Genomic DNA, 19,127 nt, shown 5'->3' on the forward strand with positions numbered 1-19,127 from the left:
GTGGATTTTTATTCCCACTCAATTGTTGCTGGTGGTTTAGAGCTAATGTCATATACAACTCTGTTTACACCTTTTACATTATTAATTATTTTATTTGATGTTTTTTGTAAAAACTCATAGGGTAAATTTACCCAGTCAGCAGTCATACCATCAGTGCTTTCTACAGCTCGTAAAGCTACCACTTTTTCGTAGGTTCTTTCATCTCCCATAACCCCAACAGAATTTATGGGTAATAAAATAGCACCAGCTTGCCATACTTTATCATACAACCCACTTTCTTTTAATCCGTTGATGAATACAGCATCTACTTCTTGTAAAATACGAACCTTTTCAGCTGTAATATCTCCTAAGATTCTAATAGCTAAACCAGGCCCAGGAAAAGGGTGACGACCTAATAATTCTTTATCAATTCCCATAGAAGCACCAACCCTACGTACTTCATCTTTAAAAATCATACGTAAAGGCTCAACAACTTTCAATTTCATGAAATCAGGTAAACCACCTACATTATGATGACTTTTAATAGTAGCTGAAGGACCTCCATTAACTGAAACTGACTCAATTACATCGGGATAAATTGTTCCCTGTGCTAACCATTTGGCATCTTCTATTTGGTGTGCTTCATCATCAAAAACATCAATAAAAACCTTACCAATAGCTTTACGTTTTGCTTCTGGGTCACTTAATCCAGCTAGTTCGTCCAAAAAACGTGCCGAAGCATCGACCCCTTTAACGTTTAATCCCATACCTTCGTATTGTTTTAATACGTCGGTGAACTCATTTTTACGTAACAATCCGTTGTTTACGAAAATACAGTGCAAATTACTTCCAATTGCTTTGTGTAATAAAACTGCAGCTACGGTAGAATCTACTCCTCCAGATAAACCTAAAACAACTTTGTCATTACCAATCTTAGCTTTTAATTCAGCTACAGTTTCGTCAACAAAAGAATCTGGTGTCCATGTTTGAGCTACCCCAGCTATATTAACTAAAAAGTTTTGTAATAATTGTTTACCATCTGTAGAATGATATACTTCTGGATGAAATTGGATAGCATAAGTAGTCTCTCCATCAATTTTGTATGCTGCATTTTGTACATCATGAGTACTTGCTAATAATGTTCCTCCAGTAGGTAACTCTTTAATTGTGTCTGAATGACTCATCCAAACTTGACTTCCTTCAGAAATATCTTTAAAGAATTCTTCTCCTTCTTCAATAAAAGATAAGTTAGCTCTACCATACTCACGAGTATTAGAAGGAGCTACTAAACCACCAGAAAAATGAGCTAAATATTGTGCGCCATAGCACACTGCTAATAATGGTTTCTTACCTCTGATTTCAGACAAATCTGGATGAGGAGCCTCTTCTGAACGAACTGAAGATGGGCTTCCTGAAAGGATTACAGCTTTAAAATCGTTTAAATTTTGTGGTATTTTGTTGTAAGGGTGAATTTCACAATAAATATTTAATTCTCTTACACGGCGCGCAATTAACTGTGTGTATTGCGATCCGAAATCTAATATAAGTACGTTGTGTTGTTGCATGCGCAAAAATAGTACTTAGATTTTATATTTGCGAGAATATTTAGTAAGAAATTAAAGAGTTTTTTAAACTATTAAATCTTGTAAACTATAGCATTAATATTCATACCAGCACCTACTGATGCTAAAATAATAACATCTCCTTTTTTTACTTCTTGGTTTTCAATATTTCCTTTTAAAACTAAATCGAGTAGGGTAGGTACGGTTGCTACTGAACTATTTCCTAATTTATGAATGCTCATTGGCATCACACCTTCAGGAATTGGTTTTTTGTACAAACGATAAAAACGTTTAATAATAGCTTCATCCATTTTTTCATTGGCCTGATGGATGAATATTTTTTTTACATCATCAATAGCTACACCACTTTTATCTAAAGCAGTTTGCATAGCTTTTGGAACATTGGTTAAGGCAAATTCATAAATTTTTCGTCCATGCATCTTAATGTAGCGTACGTCTTTGTCTTTGTTTTTATCGTTTGAATTTCCAAAAAATAAAAAGTAGGCTTCATCTTTAGTAAAGGTTTGTGAAGCATGGCTTAAAATTCCACTATCATTTTTATCAGTAGCTTCTATGATACAGGCACCAGCACCATCACTATAAATCATAGAGTCACGGTCATTCATGTCAACAACCCTTGATAAAGTCTCACCACCAATAACTAAACATTTTGTAGCAATTCCTGCTTTTATAAACGCTTGTGCTTGAATGACACCTTCAACCCAACCAGGACAACCAAATAAAATATCGTAGGCAACACAGTTAGGTTTTTTTATTTGTAACAAATGTTTTACACGAGTAGCTAAACTTGGAAGAATGTCACTTTGAATGGCATTCTTTTTAACATCACCAAAATTATGAGCAAAAATAATATAATCTAATTCTTCTTGATTAATTTTAGCATCTTTAATAGCTTTTTGCGCAGCAAAAAAACCTAAATCTGAAGCTTTATATTCATCTTTAGCGTAACGACGTTCTTCAATGCCAGTAATGGATTTGAATTTTTCAATAATTATAGGGTTAGGGTTGTCAAAAGATGTTCCATCGGCATTTAAAAATGAATGATTATTAAAGTTAGCATTTTCCTTTTTGATAGATGGGATAAATGAACCTGTTCCTGTAATTACTGATTTCTTCATTGAAATAAATGATTTTTTTAGGGTTGGTAATTACAAATAAAATATTTTTATTGATGATAACCGTTTTATTTACATTCAATTTCAAATATTTGTTATGTTTTTAAAAAAAATAAGTTAAATTGTTTTTTTTAAAATCAGAGGTGCTTTTTTTTGTGATTTTGATACTCGGTGGTTGTTACAAATATGAGCTATCAAATGAAAAAGGTAATAATGAAAGTAACGATTCCGTTTTTACTATTTGTCCAACTTCTCCTGTAAATAGTATTTCAATTGGTTGTTTTTGGTTGATTTCATATTCTGATAATGTTTGACGACAAGCTCCACAAGGACCAACAGGTTTATCTACCGTAGAGTTTTCAGAAGCAGCAGTAATGGCTATTTTTAGTACTTTCATGTTAGGGTATTCAGAGCCCGCTTTCCAAATAGCTACTCGTTCTGCGCACATACCTGAAGGATAAGCAGCGCTTTCTTGATTGTTTCCTAAAACAACTTGACCATTGTCTAGTAATACAGCAGCTCCAACATTAAATTTAGAGTAAGGAGCGTAAGCTTTTTGTCTTGCCTCGATAGCTTTTTGAATTAAAAAAGCATCTTCAGTTGATAATTGTGATATATTATCAAATACAGTTGCTTTAGTAGTTACGTCAATTTTCTTCATCGTAAATAAATTAGTCAAAAAAAGCAGTCGGTAAGACTGCTTTTGTATTCTGATACGAATTTATAAAAAAAATACCACTTTTTAATATACTTCATATAGTTCTCCTAAATCAAAAGATAAAGAAAACCGTAATGTATTTTCTAACGGGTTGTTAACAGCTGCAGTATTTATTAAATAAGATAAATCTAAAGTAAAAGCTCTAGCAGTAAATCCTGTACCTAAGGTAAAGTATTGACGTTGTCCTTTTTCTTCACTCTCATGAAAATAACCAGCTCTAAGAGCAAAGGCATTGTTATACAGATATTCTGCACCTAAAGCCCATGTAGTTTCTTGCAATTCTTCACTAAAACTTCTATCTCCTAAAGATGTAAACATTCCTTCAAACCAACTTCTCTCTGAGTTAGGACTTGAAGGAACAAGTAATTTTGTAAGTTCCAAGTTAAGTCCCAAAATGTTTTTGTCATCAAAAATGAAATCAAAACCACCACCAATTTTTGCATTGGTTGGGATGAAGTTAGGAACACCAGGACTATATTCTACTTTTGGGCCAATATTAGCGATATTAAAACCTAATCGGTAACGACCATTAAAGCTTCCAAAGTTTTTTTCCTTAGATTGATAATAACCAGAAACATCAACTGCAAAAGAATTAACTGCATCTAAGTTGGAGTCATTACTTCTGATTTTATAATTAGAATGAATATACTTTAAACCTATACCCATAGAAAAATTTTCACTCAACTTTAATGAATAAATACCAGTAATAGCTAATTCATTAGGGTTTTCAATTCCATTAGAACCGCCATTAGTATCTGTTAAATTAACTTCTCCAAGAGAAAAGTATTTTAAGTCAACACCCCAAGCAGATTTTTCACTGTACCTATTAACGTAAGAGCCTCCACCAACAAAAATATCGTCAGTTAAGTTTCTAAGCCAAGGCGTGTAATTGAGTCCTATGCTAATTTTGTTTTGATTAAATGCAGTTTTTGCAGGGTTATGAAAAATTGAATAAGCATCTGAAGAGGTAGCTACTCCAATATCTCCCATACCACCAGCACGAGCATCAGGTGTAATCAATAAGAAAGGCATTGCCGTTGTGTTTATTGATGTTTGGGCTTGCGCTTTATTTTGAAGGGTAAAGCACACAAAAAATAATACGATAGATAATTTTTTCATGTAAAATTTGATTAATTGTTTAGCAAATATATAATTTTTCTTGAGGGAGTTTATAACTAGTAACTTTTTTTAGATTTCGTATAAATAAAACTTAATGGTTTATTTATTAGTTAACTAACTAAACGAGTTTGCTTAAACAATATTATATATTGTATACGTAATAATGAAAAAAATATTTTTACGCTGTTAAAAAATAATAAACTTTAATGGTCTGTTTTTTAATCTTTTTCTTAGATTCGTAATACTAAAGTATAAAAACTGTCGTTTGTAATCTAGCATAGATAAGGTTACTAAATGTGAATTTATAAATAAATTAGTTGTAAGAAATTAGAAATATTGTAAATTGCGACACCCTTAAAAAACAGTTAAAAATACATGAAAAGTACGTTGAAATTATTTAGTTTATTGGCGATCACTAGTTTATTAATTACTTCTTGTAAAAGTAATGGAGGTGGGTCGAGTAAATCTTCATTAACTGGTTGGAACTTTAATGACCCAAACTATGGAGGATATTTAAAGGGAGAGTATAAAGAAGGAAAAAATGTACCTCCAGGGATGGTTCACATAGAAGGAGGTACTTTCACCATGGGATTAGTACAAGATGATGTTATGTTTGATTGGAATACAACTCCACAAAAAATGCATGTTCGTACTTTTTATATGGATGAAACAGAGGTAACGAATGCAGAATATGGGTTATTTATGCAGTATACTAAAGATGTTTTTCCTCCAGAAGATCCACAGTTTAAAAACATTTACCCTTCGGTATTACCAGATACTTTGGTATGGAGGAAAGGTTTAGGGAATACGAATCTTTTATCAGAGAGTTATTTAAGACACCCTTCTTATGCTGAATATCCAGTTGTAGGTGTTAGTTGGATTCAAGCAAATAAATATTGTAAGTGGCGTACCAATGCTGTTAACTTGAAAATTTTAATGGATAAAGGTGTTATAAAAAACATTTTTAAAGAAGATTCTATAAGCTTTAAAGGAGAAAATAATTTTGATACCGATACTTATTTAACAGATCCTTACGCGATATTCGACGGAGACTCTACAATTTATAAAAAGGGTATACCAGTTCCAAAGGTAAAAGGAGAACCAAAACCAGAAAAAGGAACCTTCACAGGTAGACAGGTTACATCTTCAGATGGTATTTTATCTCAAAAATTCAGACTGCCTACTGAGGTAGAATGGGAATATGCTGCAAAAGCTATTTTTGAAAACCGTGAATATAATAATATTAGAGGAAGAAAAAAATATGCTTGGAGTGGAAAGTATACTCGTGACAGAGATAAGAGAAGAAGAGGAGATCAATTAGCTAACTTTAAGCAAGGAAAAGGAGATTATAGTGGTATTGCTGGATGGAGTAGTGATGGATCAGATATTCCTAATGCAGTAAGAAGTTACCCTCCTAATGCTTTTGGACTATATGATATGTCTGGTAATGTTTCTGAATGGGTAGAAGATGTGTATAGACCAATTATCGATTCTGAAGCAAATGACTTTAATTATTTTAGAGGTAACATTTTTACTAAAAAATTAATCAATGAAGAGGGTAAAGTTGTTATTGTGGGTGATGGTGAAGTAGAGTATGATACTTTAGAAAACGGTAGAATTGTTCCTAAAGATTTACCGGGAAGTGTTAAGTATATTCCTATTACTAAAGAAGATACTTACATGAGAAGAAATTATAACTTAGCTAACAATTCTAGTTTAGGTGATGGAGATCAGGCTTCTTCTAAGTTCTATGGATTAGATAAAGATCAATTAGATCGTACAAAAAGAATGTATAACTCTCCTCAAAAGCCAGAAGCTGAAATTGACACATTAGGTAATGTGGTTAATAATTATAAATATGATGATAAGAGAAGAACTACATTAATTAGTGATAAGTCTAGAGTATATAAAGGTGGTTCTTGGGCTGACAGAGAGTACTGGTTAGATCCAGCTCAAAGAAGATATTTCCCAGAATATATGGCAACAAACTACATAGGGTTTAGATGTGCTACAGATAAAATGGGACCAATGGTGCTAAATAAAAGAAAAACAGCTACACCAGATAGAGCTAGATAATAAAATAGTATTTTATACAACAAAACCTCATTGAATTTCAATGAGGTTTTTTATTTTTACTTTATGAAGATAGAAGAGTTATACAGTTTATATATCACACATGGTTTAGTAGATACAGATACTAGAACTATTAGAAAAAACACACTTTTTTTTGCATTAAAAGGAGAGAATTTTAATGGAAATATGTTTGCCGAAGAGGCAATAACTAATGGAGCTAGTTACGCAATAATTGATGAAGCTGATTATAAAACTTCAGAAAAATTAATTTTGGTTGATAATGTTTTGGAAACTCTACAAAAACTTGCAAATCATCATAGAAATCAATTAGGAATTCCTGTAATCGCATTAACAGGAAGTAATGGGAAAACAACAACAAAAGAATTGATAAATTCAGTTTTATCAAAAAAATATAAAACTACAGCAACTTTAGGAAATCTTAATAATCATATTGGTGTACCATTAACTTTATTGTCAATGAATAAGAATACAGAAGTTGGCATTGTAGAAATGGGAGCAAATCATGCTAAAGAAATTGAGTTTTTATCAGAAATAGCAAACCCTGATTATGGGTATATAACAAATTTTGGAAGCGCACATTTAGAAGGTTTTGGTTCTTTAGAAGGTGTGGTAAAGGCTAAATCAGAATTATATGATTATTTGAGAGCCAAAAACAAAAAAGTTTTTGTTAATCCCAATGATGAAAAGCAGATAGCTAAAACAAAAGATATAGAGAGTATTACCTTTGATGAAAGCATAAAGTTTTTAGAGGCTAATCCATTTGTAAAGTTGTCGTATAATAATACAGAGATATTAAGTAATTTAATAGGAGCCTATAACTTTGCTAACATATCAGCGGCGATAACTATTGGTAATTACTTTAATGTAACAACAGAATTAATAAAAGAGGCAATTGAAAGTTACGTCCCTTCTAACAATAGGTCTCAGGTAATAAATACAAAAACTAATAGAATAATTCTAGATGCTTACAATGCTAACCCTACAAGTATGAAAGCAGCCTTAGAGAGTTTTAGTAAGCTGCAAGCTAATAATAAAACAATAATTTTAGGAGATATGTTTGAACTTGGAAAATATAGTTCAAACGAACACCAGAGTATTGTAAATTTTATAAAAGAATTAAACTTAGACGAAGCTTTCCTTATAGGTGAGAATTTTTATAAAACCACGACTAAGTATAAAAGGTTTAATGGGTTTTATGAGTTTGAAGAATATATAAAGAACAACCAAATTGAGAGTAGCACAATTTTAGTAAAAGGCTCTAGAGGTATGGCTTTAGAAAGAGTTGTAGCGCTTTTTTAAAAAGAATTATTTCGGTGAAAGTTAACCAAATTATCAATAGGACGTTGAATTACATTAGTAATAGATAAATTATTTTTAGAGGCGACATTGTCTAATATATCCTGAAAGTAATAAGCAATTGATCCGATAAAATAAATTGGTGTTTGACTATTTTTTTCAAAAGGAAGAATACGATACTTGAAAAACTCTTGAACTCCTTTTTTTATCATTTTTCTGACGTATTTTTCATCTCTATACTCCAGCATAAATTTAGCAAAAGAAGCTAAATACATATTTGGATATGGTTTTTTATATAGGTTTATTTTTACGGTATCAGTATCAAGTTCAAAAGAAGTTTTAAATGCTGAAGCTATTTTTTTTGGCATTTTATTATAATAAAAATCACGTAATAATTTTTTGCCAAAATAATTCCCGCTAGCTTCATCCATAATAGTGTAGCCAAGTGATGGAGCTGTAGTAATCATGTCTTTTCCATCATAATAACAGCTGTTAGAACCTGTTCCTAAGATACACACAATACCAGGGTTTTTACCAGTACTAGCATAAACAGCGGCTAAGGTATCTTCAGAAACAAATACAGTTGCTTTTTTAAAGATAGATTTTAGAACATTTTGTAAACTTTTAGCAGCTTTAGGACTTCCACAACCAGCTCCATAAAAGTGGACTTGTAAAGTGTCGTTTTGTATTTTTAATAAGTTGTTAGCACTATTTATTGTGCTAAGCATTTCATCTTTTGTTAAAACAGACGGGTTTAGACCTAGAGTAGTTGTTCTAAAAACTTCTTTTTTAGTATCATCGAGAGCTATCCAATCAGCTTTAGTAGAACCACCATCGGCAATTAAAACCATTTCTTATTTTCTTTTTTAAGCTAAATATATAATTAAAAGAGTTTAAGAGAAATATGAAAAAATAAGAAGAAGCATTAAATCTTCTTCATTTGCTGTTTCATCATTTGCATTTGCTCTTTAAACATGCCATGTTTATCTAGCTTTTTAGCTTCTGCCATTAAGTTTGTAGCTTCTCTTTTTCTACGTTTAGTCATTGCTATTCCTGCTAATTGTAATTTAGCCATGGCTAAGTCATGATCCATAGCTAGACCTAACTTAACAGCTTTCTTTAAAAACTTTTCGGCTTGAGTAATGTTAGTTTGAGATAGCATAATACCATGTAGGTAATTATAATACCCTTCTTGCTTTTTTGTTAATGCAGTAGATGGGTTTTTAATATACCCTAACCATTTTTGAGCTCCAGCAAAATTTTGTTTACGTAGTTGTAAGAAAGCTAAAAGAATAAACTCGTTTTTAAAATAAAATAAAATAAATAGTCCAGCAAGTAATAGTATTGATATACCGTTCATAATGTGCCCTTGTATGAACTCATATACAGACCATATAGTAATTAAGGTAGCTAAAACTAATTTTATATTTTTATCGAACATAATTGTCTCTTCTTTTTATCGGTTTGCAAAAATACATTTTTTTAACAGAAAACCTATCAACTTATTTTTTGTAATACTTTTTGTTTTTTATCCAAGCAAGAGTTCCTAAAACAGCAACAAAAGCTAAAGAATAATAAACTGATGCTGGCGTAACTACTTTATCACCACTTGCATAAGAATGTAGGCCAGATAAGTAAAAATTAACCCCCATGTAAGTCATCATAATTGATGAGATGGCTAAAATAGAAACTAAATTGAAAGTGTATCTTCCTCGTAAACCTGGTATTAAACGCATATGTAATACAAAAGAATATATCATAATAGAAACTAAAGCCCAAGTCTCTTTAGGGTCCCATCCCCAATAACGTCCCCAGCTTTCATTTGCCCACATTCCACCTAAAAAGTTACCAATCGTAAACATTACTAAACCAACAGTTAATGCCATTTCGTTTATAATAGTTAATTCTTTAATGTGTAAATCCATTTTCTTTTTGTTCTTCTTGTTGGTGAAAACGATTAAAAACAAAGCAAATACACCAAGAATCATTCCTAAGAAGAAAGGTCCGTAAGCAGCAACAATTATAGAAACGTGTACATATAGCCACCAAGAGTTTAATACTGGTTGTAAGTTAGCAATCTCAGGGTCTAACCAATTTTGGTGAGCAAAAGCTAAAATAATCGAGACTAAAAATGTTGTAGCAGCTATGGTTAATGAAGATTTTTTTCCTAGAATTAACCCAAATAACATAGTTGCTAAACCTACAAAAATAATGGACTCATAAGCATTACTCCAAGGGGCATTGCCACTAATATACCATCTAGCTGTTAATCCTAATACATGAAAAACGAAAAGGAAAATAACAATTCCTATAAGTATCTTAACTATATAGTTAACCCATGGTTTGTTATTAAAAATTTGTAAGAAAACAAAAACAATTAAAAGTAAACTTACGTATCCGTAATATTTAGAAAGTTTTACAAAAATATTTAACTTATTGTAAGCTATTTCTAAATCGATTTTGTCTTTAGAAGGAATAACTTCTGAACCAAATTTTTGTTGGAATTTCTTAATTCCATTTAAAACCTTATTGGTTTCAGTATAATCTCCCGATTTTTTTGATGCTTGTAATAACTGTAAATATACGGGTAATGACTGACGAACAAAAACAGAATCTGTTCCTTTAAAATTTGCCTGTAGTGTTTCGGGCTGCGAAACCCATTTGTTATTTTCGTCGTTAGGAATTGGATAAATACGTAATATACCACCTCCTAAAGCTTGCGATAACAACCAAACTCTTCTTTCAATCTTAATAGCATCTTGTTCAAATTTATTTTGAATCCTTTTCTTCTCAGCTTCAACAACAAGTTTGCTAATTTTTGAAGAGCCATCAGGGTTGTAAAAATCAATAAAACGAGCATATTCAGTATCTTCAGAAAGCCCTAAAATTTCTCTAATTTGTGTGTTTCCTTTTTCCAGATACACAAAGGGAACGTTTAACCAAAGCATCGGACTTTCTGTAATTGAAAGTAAAATCTGGCTAGGATCCATGTCTTTAAATTTATCTACATGGGCTACTTTTCTAACTAATTCTGAAGCAAAGGTGTGGGCAGGCTTCATACGTCCACCAGCATCTTGAATAACTAAAGAACTAAATAAATCAGCATGTTTATTATCTACTTTATTTGCGATTAAAATAGAATCAATTTGGGCTTCAGAAACTTGTTTTGGTTCATGTTGTTTATGTTGCGTATAACTAGCTAAAGAAATAAATAAAGCAATTAGAGATAGCTTGGTTTTCTTGTTTCGTATTTTAACTAATGATTGTTTTAAGTCGTAAAAACGAGTATTTTTAACAAATAAAGAAGCAGTTAAACCAAAGAACAATAAGAAATAACCAATGTAAGTGACCCAAGTACCCCAAAAATCGTGATTTACAGATAAATGTGTTTGCTCGTGTTCACCGTCAATTTTATAACTTGATTGGAAAAATTTATATCCTCCGTAATCTAAAATATGGTTCATAAATATTCTATAATCGAATGTTTCGTTAGGAGCAATTACAGTAACTTCACTAGCATAAGCTGCGGCACTTTCTGATCCTGGATATTTTTCTAATTGAAAATCATTTAATTTTACGCTAAAAGGGGTTTGTAACAATTTAGATCCATACCAAGCTCTAAAATTTAAATTTCCAATACTAAATTGTTGTTGGTTGTCTACATTAAACTTGCCTCCATAAAACTCAACACGTTCAGTTTCTCCATTTGTAGTTATATCAAAAATTACGGTGTCATATTTTTTATCATCTTTTTTACCCCTAACTGTTTTAATCTCTCCTTTTTCTGGAGACTTAGGGACTACAAATTGTAATCCATTTACGTTGTGAAGTGTTAATAATTGAAAATGTTGAGCACTATCTTTAACTATTAAACCTTTCTTTTGATCAGCCATTCTAAACCAATCTCCATTATTTTTAGAAATCATTTTTAAGCTACCGTCTTCATAAAAGAAGTTAATTGAAGCAGCCTCTTTATTAGGAGCTTCAAAGCCTACTAAAATATTATGAATATTTTCAATAGTTCCTCTCTTAATGTAATGCTCGTGTCTGCTTCCATCAGAACTTTCTACAAAAAATAAATGTTCTGTTCCGTTTTCGTCTAAAACCATTTTTGTTTCAGACCAAGGAATATAGTCAACTAAATTAAAAGAAACCGTATGATTTTTTCCTGCCTTTTTAGGTTGAAAGTTTTCTTCAAAACTTGCAGAGTTTTTACCCCAAGCAGATAAAAGTAATTTGTTTGCAGTAGTTTTTTGAAATTCACCATTGTCAATAATGACATTTAAGTAGGTGTGCTCAGAATAAAATTGATTGGTTGTTTCTCCTTCATCAATAACCATTAAACCTTCATAACTAATATAACGAGTAATACCGGCGCCTATTAAGATTAATAGAAATGATATATGAAATAATAACACAGACCATTTTTCTTTTTTGTATAATCTGTACTTAAAAATATTTCCAAAAAAATTGATAACAAAGAACACCATAATCAACTCAAACCACCAAGTATTGTACACTAATGCTTTAGAGGTTTGGGTTCCGTAATCGTTTTCAATAAAAGTGGCAATTCCCATGGCAATGGCAAAAACAAAAAATAATACAGCCATTAAACGGGTAGAGTAGAGAATATCTAAGATTTTTTTCATCAGTAAATCTGCTAAGTATAAAACGTTGCAAATTTACGGATTAAAGCTCGCTTTTTTGAAAGAATGAGTGTTATTTTGAGAAAAGAATTGTTAAAATTAGCATAATTAAATACCTATCTTTTCTCCCATTTTAACAAAGGTTTCCATCTTGTTTTTGGTGTTGGTTAAAATATCTTCATCAATAGTTATTTTGGAACTATTAACTAATAACACAATAGTTGAACCGCCAAAAGCAAAATATCCCATTTCATCGCCTTTTTTTATTTCGGAATTAGGTTTGTAGGTTTCAATAATACTTCCAACCATGGTCGCTCCAACGGGAGCAATTATAATATCTCCTTTGTCTTGTGTTGCCAAAGTACAGTACTCTCTTTTGTTTTCGCAGAATACTCTAGTGAAGTTAGCAGCCAAAGCGTGCGGAGAAACTGAGAAGTAGCGTCCTTTAATTTTGGTTACTTCGGAAGGAGTTCCGTTGTATGGAAAATGATACCTGTGGTAATCATTTGGAGCGAGTCGTAAAATAATTAAAGAATCGTTTTTATGTTTTGTGGCTAGCTCTTTATTGCCTAGAAATTCCTCTAAGGTAAATTTTCTTCCTTTGATAAAGAAGTTATGAATATCAGAAATGCTTTTAAATGCTAACATTTTTCCGTCACCAGGAGAAATAAAGCCTTCCTCAATAGGGCGTGCACCAGGTTTTAATTTTCGATAGAAAAAGTCATTGAAAGAAATGTAGTCTTCAGATGGTCTTTCGGCTTCACTCATGTCGATTTGAAGTTCTCTAACAAAACTGTTTATTTTGTTAATAGAATTAGGTTTGTTCATGAGCTTACCATACCACGATGACAAAAATTTACGTTTAACTAATGGTAATAAAGCCATTTTTCCAAACGGATTGTTGTAAAGTAATTTTAAATACCCTTCTCCAGGAGGGGTTTCGGTAATTATTTTACCTGTTTTTCTATCAATAAATTTTATTTTCATAACTCTATTATGTCAATAATTGTTGGAGAAGTAAAACTAGTTTTTAAAGGTCTAAAAAGTATTTTTTCTTCTTGATAAGAGGGTGTGTTGAATTTGTACAAGCTATTATAAGTTGGTTGATTCCCTGAACTATTCTCTATTGAGAAATCTTTGTAAACTCCAATATATTCATCATTTTTTTTGTCAAAAAAACCATATCCTAAGCGATTAGAGTAGTAAAGCTTACTTTCAGATAATTGTGTGATCTTAACTGTTTCCTCATTAAATTTGACTAGTTGCCCTAAAGAGTTTCCATAATCTTTTAAACAAATTATTTCACTGGAAGAGTTTAAACTTGGTTTAGTGATGGAAAATTCTTCATTATTGGTAGATAATTTTTCTATTGAATAATTAGTTAAGTCTATTTTAGATAAATCATAAGGAGAAGTAGAAGAGAATAAGAAAAGGTAATTGTTTTTTACTATATGGGAAGAAATAAAGGAATGATTAAAAGATATGTTTAAGTCTTTTATTTGGCCATTAATAGGGTTTATTTCTATTAAGTGGTGTTTGGCAGCGTTAGTGTTGTGTATATTTTCACTAACTAGACCAATTAAAGTATTATTTGTGATATTCCAATTAATAGCTGTTATTCCTCCTGTAATAGATGGTGGTAAAGCTAAAGGAGTAAAACTTGATGTTTTTGTATTTAAATTATAGGTTAAGAGGCTGTGTTCAGGATTGTTTGAGAAATCAATTAAGTAAATTAAGTCATTTCTTTTTAGAAAACCATACATGCTATTTTGTGTGGGGGTAGGTATAGGTAGTTGATTAATAAAGTTAATAGTACCAGTGTTATTACCTATTTTAAATAGTTTGGCGTTCCAGTTATCATATATTAAGTATTCATAATCGTCTATGATAGCATTGAAAGAACCAATTTCTACAGGAGCTTCGTTGTTGTAAACTAATTTGATAGAATTGTTCCCTTTCGTTACTTTTTCATGTACAATAGCTTTTATTTCAGTAGTTGATTTTTGAATTAGCTTAGTTTCAATGTCAAGTAAAGTTACTTTTATATTTGAAGGAAAGTTTTTTCCCAGAATAGTAATTGTGTCACCAATATATCCATTTTTAGGAGTATATGATGAAACTGTTGGGTGAGGTACTTCAGTTTCATTTTGACTACAGGAAAAGATAAAGACTATTAAGCTTAGTGTTAAAAAGATTTGTTTTTTCATTAAGTTTATTTTATTCTTCGATACTATCAATTAAAATAGTTAACATATCAATGGCAGCTTGCGCAATTTTAGTTCCAGGGCCAAAAACACCTACAGCACCAGCGTCAAATAAGAATTGGTAATCTTGTGCTGGAATTACACCCCCAACAATAACCATAATATCTTCACGGTCATATTTTTTAAGTTCAGCAATAACTTGCGGAACTAACGTTTTATGTCCTGCAGCCAATGATGAAATACCTAAAATATGTACATCATTTTCTATAGCTTGTTTGGTGGCTTCTTGTGGTGTTTGGAATAATGGACCTATATCTACATCAAAACCTAAATCAGCATAACCAGTAGCAACTACTTTAGCACCACGATCGTGACCGTCTTGTCCTAATTTAGCAATCATAATTCGAGGACGTCGTCCTTCTAATTCTGAAAACTTATCAGCTAATTCGGTAGCTTTTTTAAATAACTCGTCGTCTTTTATTTCTTTACTATACACGCCAGATATGGTTTTATGTACTGCTTTATGACGTCCAAAAATAGTTTCAAGAGCGTCAGAAATTTCACCTAAAGTAGCTCTGTTTCTTGCAGCTTTTACCGCTAAATCTAATAAATTTCCTTCACCTGTTTTAGCAGATTGAGTTAAATCATGTAAAGTTTTATCTACTTCAGCTTGATTCCTTTTCGATTTTAAGTCGTTTAATCTGTCGATTTGAGATTGACGAACAGCTTCGTTGTCAACTTCTAAAATATGTAGAGGGTCTTCTTGTTTTAATTGGTATTTGTTTACGCCAACAATTACATCTTGACCACTATCAATTTTGGCTTGCTTTTTAGCAGCCGCTTCTTCAATACGCATTTTAGGAATCCCCTTTTCAATAGCTTTGGTCATTCCTCCTAATTCTTCAACTTCTTGAATTAGCTCCCATGCTTTATTAGCAATTTCTTCAGTAAGTTTTTCTACATGATAACTACCTGCCCAAGGATCAACTGTTTTTGTAATATGGGTTTCTTGTTGTAAGTATATTTGTGTGTTACGAGCAATGCGTGCTGAAAAATCGGTAGGTAAAGCAATTGCTTCATCTAAAGCGTTGGTATGTAAACTTTGTGTTCCTCCAAAAGCAGCAGCCATAGCTTCAATTGCAGTACGAGCCACGTTGTTAAAAGGATCTTGCTCAGTTAAACTCCACCCACTGGTTTGACAGTGAGTTCTTAATGCTAATGATTTTGGATTTTTTGGGTTGAATTGTTTTACTAGTTTTGCCCATAGCATTCTTCCTGCACGCATTTTGGCAATTTCCATAAAATGATTCATTCCAATAGCCCAGAAGAAAGATAAGCGAGGAGCGAAGGTGTCAATGTCCATTCCTGCTTCTAACCCTTTTTTAATGTATTCCAATCCGTCAGCTAAAGTATAAGCCAATTCAATTTCTGCAGTAGCACCAGCTTCTTGCATATGGTACCCTGAAATAGAGATTGAATTAAATCTAGGCATATTTTCAGAAGTATATCTAAAAATATCAGCAATAATTTTCATTGATGGAGTAGGTGGGTAAATGTAAGTATTACGCACCATAAACTCTTTTAAAATATCGTTTTGAATAGTTCCTGATAATAATTCAGGAGCTACACCTTGTTCTTCAGCTGCTACAATATAAAAAGCCAAAATTGGTAAAACGGCACCATTCATAGTCATGGAAACGGACATTTTATCTAATGGTATCTGGTCGAACAAAACTTTCATGTCTTCCACAGAATCTATAGCAACACCAGCTTTTCCAACATCACCTTGTACACGTTCGTGGTCTGAGTCGTAACCACGGTGTGTAGCTAAATCGAAAGCAACTGATAATCCTTTTTGACCAGCAGCTAAATTTCTACGGTAAAAAGCATTGCTTTCTTCAGCTGTAGAAAAACCTGCATATTGACGAATTGTCCAAGGTCTACGAACATACATGGTAGAGTAAGGTCCACGTAAGTTAGGTGCAATACCTGCAACAAAATCTTCGTGTTTAAAGTTTTTGTTTTGCTGTTCTTGGCTTTTATCTATTTGTATGTTTGATATATCTTTTCTACTCATTTTTGTTCAAGGTGTTTAAAACGGTATAATACAGTTCGAATGCAATAAAGGTTTTCAAAGAAGGATCTTTGTAGTTTTCTTTATTTATGTATGTAAAAGCAAAAGCACTTGACTGAGGAGATGTGTCAGGCATATCTCTTAAGGTTGTTAGCACCTCCTTTAAATCGTTAACTTTTGTTTCTTTAAGTAGTTTACCTGAATATTCATCAAAATAATTCACTCCTAACTTGTTAGTGTATAGAGGTTCTGAGTTACCTCTCTCGTCTTTAATTTCGGTTATCTGAATTTGTTCTTTTTCTTCAGTGTTTTTTATAAATCGTTCAAATTTTTCTTTATCAGTTACCCAGATATATTTTTTTAAAGTTTCATTAGAAATCTTTAAAAGTTCTAGCTCTTCTTTAGAAGTTAAGTCGTTTATGTTAATTTTGTTAGAATTAAAATCATTTACATACTTAAAAAAAGCTTCACTAGAATTTTCTTTGTTGATTGAATAGTAATTGCAAATTTGATTCTCGAATGAGTCAACCATCAATTTAATAAGCTCAGTTTTTGGAATGTTACTCAAGTTTTGAGCATTTAAGGCTAGTGTTTCGGAAAGTAATGTAATGAAAACGGATATGTAAACTAGTTTTCTACTCATTTTCTAAACGTTCTTGTTCTAGCTTTTCAGCTAATCGTTTTTGAATAATAGGTTGAATTAGTGTTTTTTCGTTACGAATTTTCAAGAAAGGAGAAACTTCTAAGTCGTTTTTCATCTTGTCGTTTTCGTTTTGAATTTTGTTTGTTCCAAGTAACACTAATTCTCCTGAGTCAAATAATTGTTGTTCTTTATCTGCAGATTCTTTTATTTTTCGTTGGATAACTCCTTCTTTTAGTTGTTTTAAGAAACCACCGCCTTTTTCTATTAATTTAAAAACTTCTAGTGCTTTTTGGGCAAGTTGTTGAGTAATTGTTTCAATGTAGTATGCACCGTCAGCAATATTTTGAGCTTCTGCTAGCTCACTTTCTTGCTGTAAAATTAGTAGCTGGTTTCTAGAAATGCGTTCCCCAAATTCATTTGAGTGGTGGAAAATTTTATCATAGGAACTATTAGCTACAGTGTTGGTTCCTCCTAAAATAGCACTCATACACTCAGAGGTAGTGCGTAGCATGTTTACATTGTAGTCGTATATAGTTTTGTTACGTGAACTTGGTTGTGTAAAAATATGAGCAGTAGCTTTGGTGTTGTATTCGTTTAATAAAGAATCCCATAAAATCCTAAAAGCTCTTAGTTTGGCAATTTCAAAAAAGTAATTACTTCCTACAGAAAAATTAAAGTGAATATTGTTTGCAATTGAGCTTCCAAAATGATTCAAGTATTCGTTTGCGTGTGCAAGTGCATATGCTAATTGTTGAACTATGGTTGCTCCTGCATTTTGATAAATGGAAGCATTAACGCAAATAGCATTTTGAGTAGCTTTTGCTATTTCTTCTAATTGTGTATGATCGCTTTTAATATTAGAGTACCAGTTTCCTGAGCTAGCTAAGTTTCCTATAATATCTATATTGAAGTAACACTTGTCCGAGTTTGTGAAATCAGCTAGTTTTTTTACAAATTGTGATGATAAAAAATTAAAAGTAAAGTAAAGTAAGGTTTTTTGAGTGTCAATTCCTTTTAATAAAATGTTGTAGTCAAATTCTTTTCTTGCGTTGAATTGTATGGCGTTTGCTCCTCTTTTAATTGAGTCGATAGCAAATGCATTTGCTTCTTCTTCGTTTTCAATGTTAATAGATTGACAAATGGCAAAACCTTTATTAGGGGTGTTAATCTTAATATTGGTTCTGTCTTCTTTAGTGTAAAAAGGCTTTACAGTAATACCTTCTTCGGTTTTCCATAAAAGTGTATCGTTATAATCGGCACCTTTAAGGTCTACTTGTATTTTTTGTTTCCATTCTGCAGGGGTAACACCTTGAAATTCGTCAAATAAATAGTTACTCATTACTTTTTTATGGTATCAAATTCAATAATATAAATATCTTCATCTTCTTTCTTCATTAAGTACTTTTCTCTAGCATAGCGTTCTAGTTGAAGAGAGTCTTGTAGTTGTTGAATGGTTTTTTTGTCTTTCTTGATTTTTTTTTCATGATAATCAATCCAGCTCTTTAATTCATTAATCTCTTTATTAAACTCTCTATGGGTAAGGTAAGAATTTTCATCAAAAAAAAGCATCCAAACCACAAAAACAGTGAGTATAATCACATAAATATTAGTGGCTATTTTAAAGGAAGGTTTGTTTTTTATTGATTTAAAACTCAT

General features: G+C 31.7%; 15 protein-coding genes. 2 read left to right on the top strand and 13 right to left on the bottom strand.

Annotated features, from left to right (window positions below; genetic code table 11):
* Positions 1–8 precede the first annotated feature (8 nt).
* The 4 genes from guaA to porV form a co-directional block, all read right to left on the bottom strand.
* Positions 9–1,544, bottom strand: coding sequence for a glutamine-hydrolyzing GMP synthase (guaA, locus tag ABMY20_RS08405; protein WP_047790235.1), 1,536 nt, complete (start codon positions 1,542–1,544; stop codon positions 9–11).
* 71 nt (positions 1,545–1,615) lie between these two features.
* Positions 1,616–2,680, bottom strand: coding sequence for a 3-oxoacyl-ACP synthase III family protein (locus ABMY20_RS08410; protein ID WP_159615358.1), 1,065 nt, complete (start codon positions 2,678–2,680; stop codon positions 1,616–1,618).
* Positions 2,681–2,855: 175 nt separating this feature from the next.
* Entirely contained in the window at positions 2,856–3,338 is a 483-nt protein-coding gene (cdd, locus tag ABMY20_RS08415; protein WP_047790233.1) for a cytidine deaminase, read from the bottom strand.
* 81 nt (positions 3,339–3,419) lie between these two features.
* On the bottom strand, positions 3,420–4,514 hold the full coding sequence (gene porV, locus ABMY20_RS08420) for a type IX secretion system outer membrane channel protein PorV (RefSeq protein WP_073184702.1): 1,095 nt from the start codon (positions 4,512–4,514) through the stop codon (positions 3,420–3,422).
* Between the two features lie 375 nt (positions 4,515–4,889).
* On the opposite strand from porV, the gene gldJ reads away from it, so the two are divergent.
* Together gldJ and murF are read left to right on the top strand one after the other, a co-directional pair.
* Positions 4,890–6,590 (top strand): gliding motility lipoprotein GldJ, encoded by a 1,701-nt coding sequence (gene gldJ / locus ABMY20_RS08425; RefSeq protein ID WP_047790231.1) that lies wholly within the window; start codon positions 4,890–4,892, stop codon positions 6,588–6,590.
* A gap of 63 nt (positions 6,591–6,653) precedes the next feature.
* Positions 6,654–7,907: a UDP-N-acetylmuramoyl-tripeptide--D-alanyl-D-alanine ligase gene (murF, locus tag ABMY20_RS08430; RefSeq protein WP_349265080.1), complete on the top strand. Its 1,254-nt coding sequence runs from the start codon at positions 6,654–6,656 to the stop codon at positions 7,905–7,907.
* On the opposite strand, the gene ABMY20_RS08435 is transcribed toward murF, so the two are convergent.
* The 9 genes from ABMY20_RS08435 to ABMY20_RS08475 form a co-directional block, all read right to left on the bottom strand.
* Positions 7,904–8,755 carry an N-acetylglucosamine kinase gene (locus ABMY20_RS08435; RefSeq protein ID WP_159615364.1) on the bottom strand — a complete coding sequence of 284 codons (852 nt, stop codon included), beginning with the start codon at positions 8,753–8,755 and terminating at the stop codon, positions 7,904–7,906. The two genes, murF and ABMY20_RS08435, sit on opposite strands and share 4 nt — an antisense overlap.
* A gap of 74 nt (positions 8,756–8,829) precedes the next feature.
* Positions 8,830–9,345, bottom strand: a complete 516-nt coding sequence (locus ABMY20_RS08440; protein ID WP_349265081.1) for a DUF2892 domain-containing protein — start codon at positions 9,343–9,345, stop codon at positions 8,830–8,832.
* Positions 9,346–9,406: 61 nt separating this feature from the next.
* Complete coding sequence (gene ccsA / locus ABMY20_RS08445; protein ID WP_281980528.1) at positions 9,407–12,553, bottom strand: cytochrome c biogenesis protein CcsA; 3,147 nt, start codon at positions 12,551–12,553, stop codon at positions 9,407–9,409.
* A 105-nt stretch (positions 12,554–12,658) separates the two neighbouring features.
* A complete protein-coding gene (locus ABMY20_RS08450) occupies positions 12,659–13,537 on the bottom strand; it encodes a phosphatidylserine decarboxylase (protein WP_253680826.1) in 879 nt (292 codons plus the stop codon).
* Entirely contained in the window at positions 13,534–14,757 is a 1,224-nt protein-coding gene (locus ABMY20_RS08455; RefSeq protein WP_253680825.1) for an IPT/TIG domain-containing protein, read from the bottom strand. The genes ABMY20_RS08450 and ABMY20_RS08455 overlap by 4 nt, the downstream gene beginning before the upstream one ends.
* Before the next feature lie 10 nt (positions 14,758–14,767).
* On the bottom strand, positions 14,768–16,831 hold the full coding sequence (gene scpA / locus ABMY20_RS08460) for a methylmalonyl-CoA mutase (RefSeq protein WP_349265082.1): 2,064 nt from the start codon (positions 16,829–16,831) through the stop codon (positions 14,768–14,770).
* Complete coding sequence (locus ABMY20_RS08465) at positions 16,824–17,471, bottom strand: hypothetical protein (RefSeq protein WP_349265083.1); 648 nt, start codon at positions 17,469–17,471, stop codon at positions 16,824–16,826. Before ABMY20_RS08465 ends, scpA begins: the two co-directional genes overlap by 8 nt.
* On the bottom strand, positions 17,464–18,810 hold the full coding sequence (locus tag ABMY20_RS08470; protein WP_349265084.1) for a methylmalonyl-CoA mutase subunit beta: 1,347 nt from the start codon (positions 18,808–18,810) through the stop codon (positions 17,464–17,466). The genes ABMY20_RS08465 and ABMY20_RS08470 overlap by 8 nt, the downstream gene beginning before the upstream one ends.
* Positions 18,810–19,127 carry a septum formation initiator family protein gene (locus ABMY20_RS08475; protein WP_121148165.1) on the bottom strand — a complete coding sequence of 106 codons (318 nt, stop codon included), beginning with the start codon at positions 19,125–19,127 and terminating at the stop codon, positions 18,810–18,812. The genes ABMY20_RS08470 and ABMY20_RS08475 overlap by 1 nt, the downstream gene beginning before the upstream one ends.

It is taken from the genome of Tenacibaculum sp. SSH1-16, assembly GCF_040104435.1.
Classification (GTDB): Bacteria; Bacteroidota; Bacteroidia; order Flavobacteriales; family Flavobacteriaceae; genus Polaribacter; species Polaribacter mesophilus.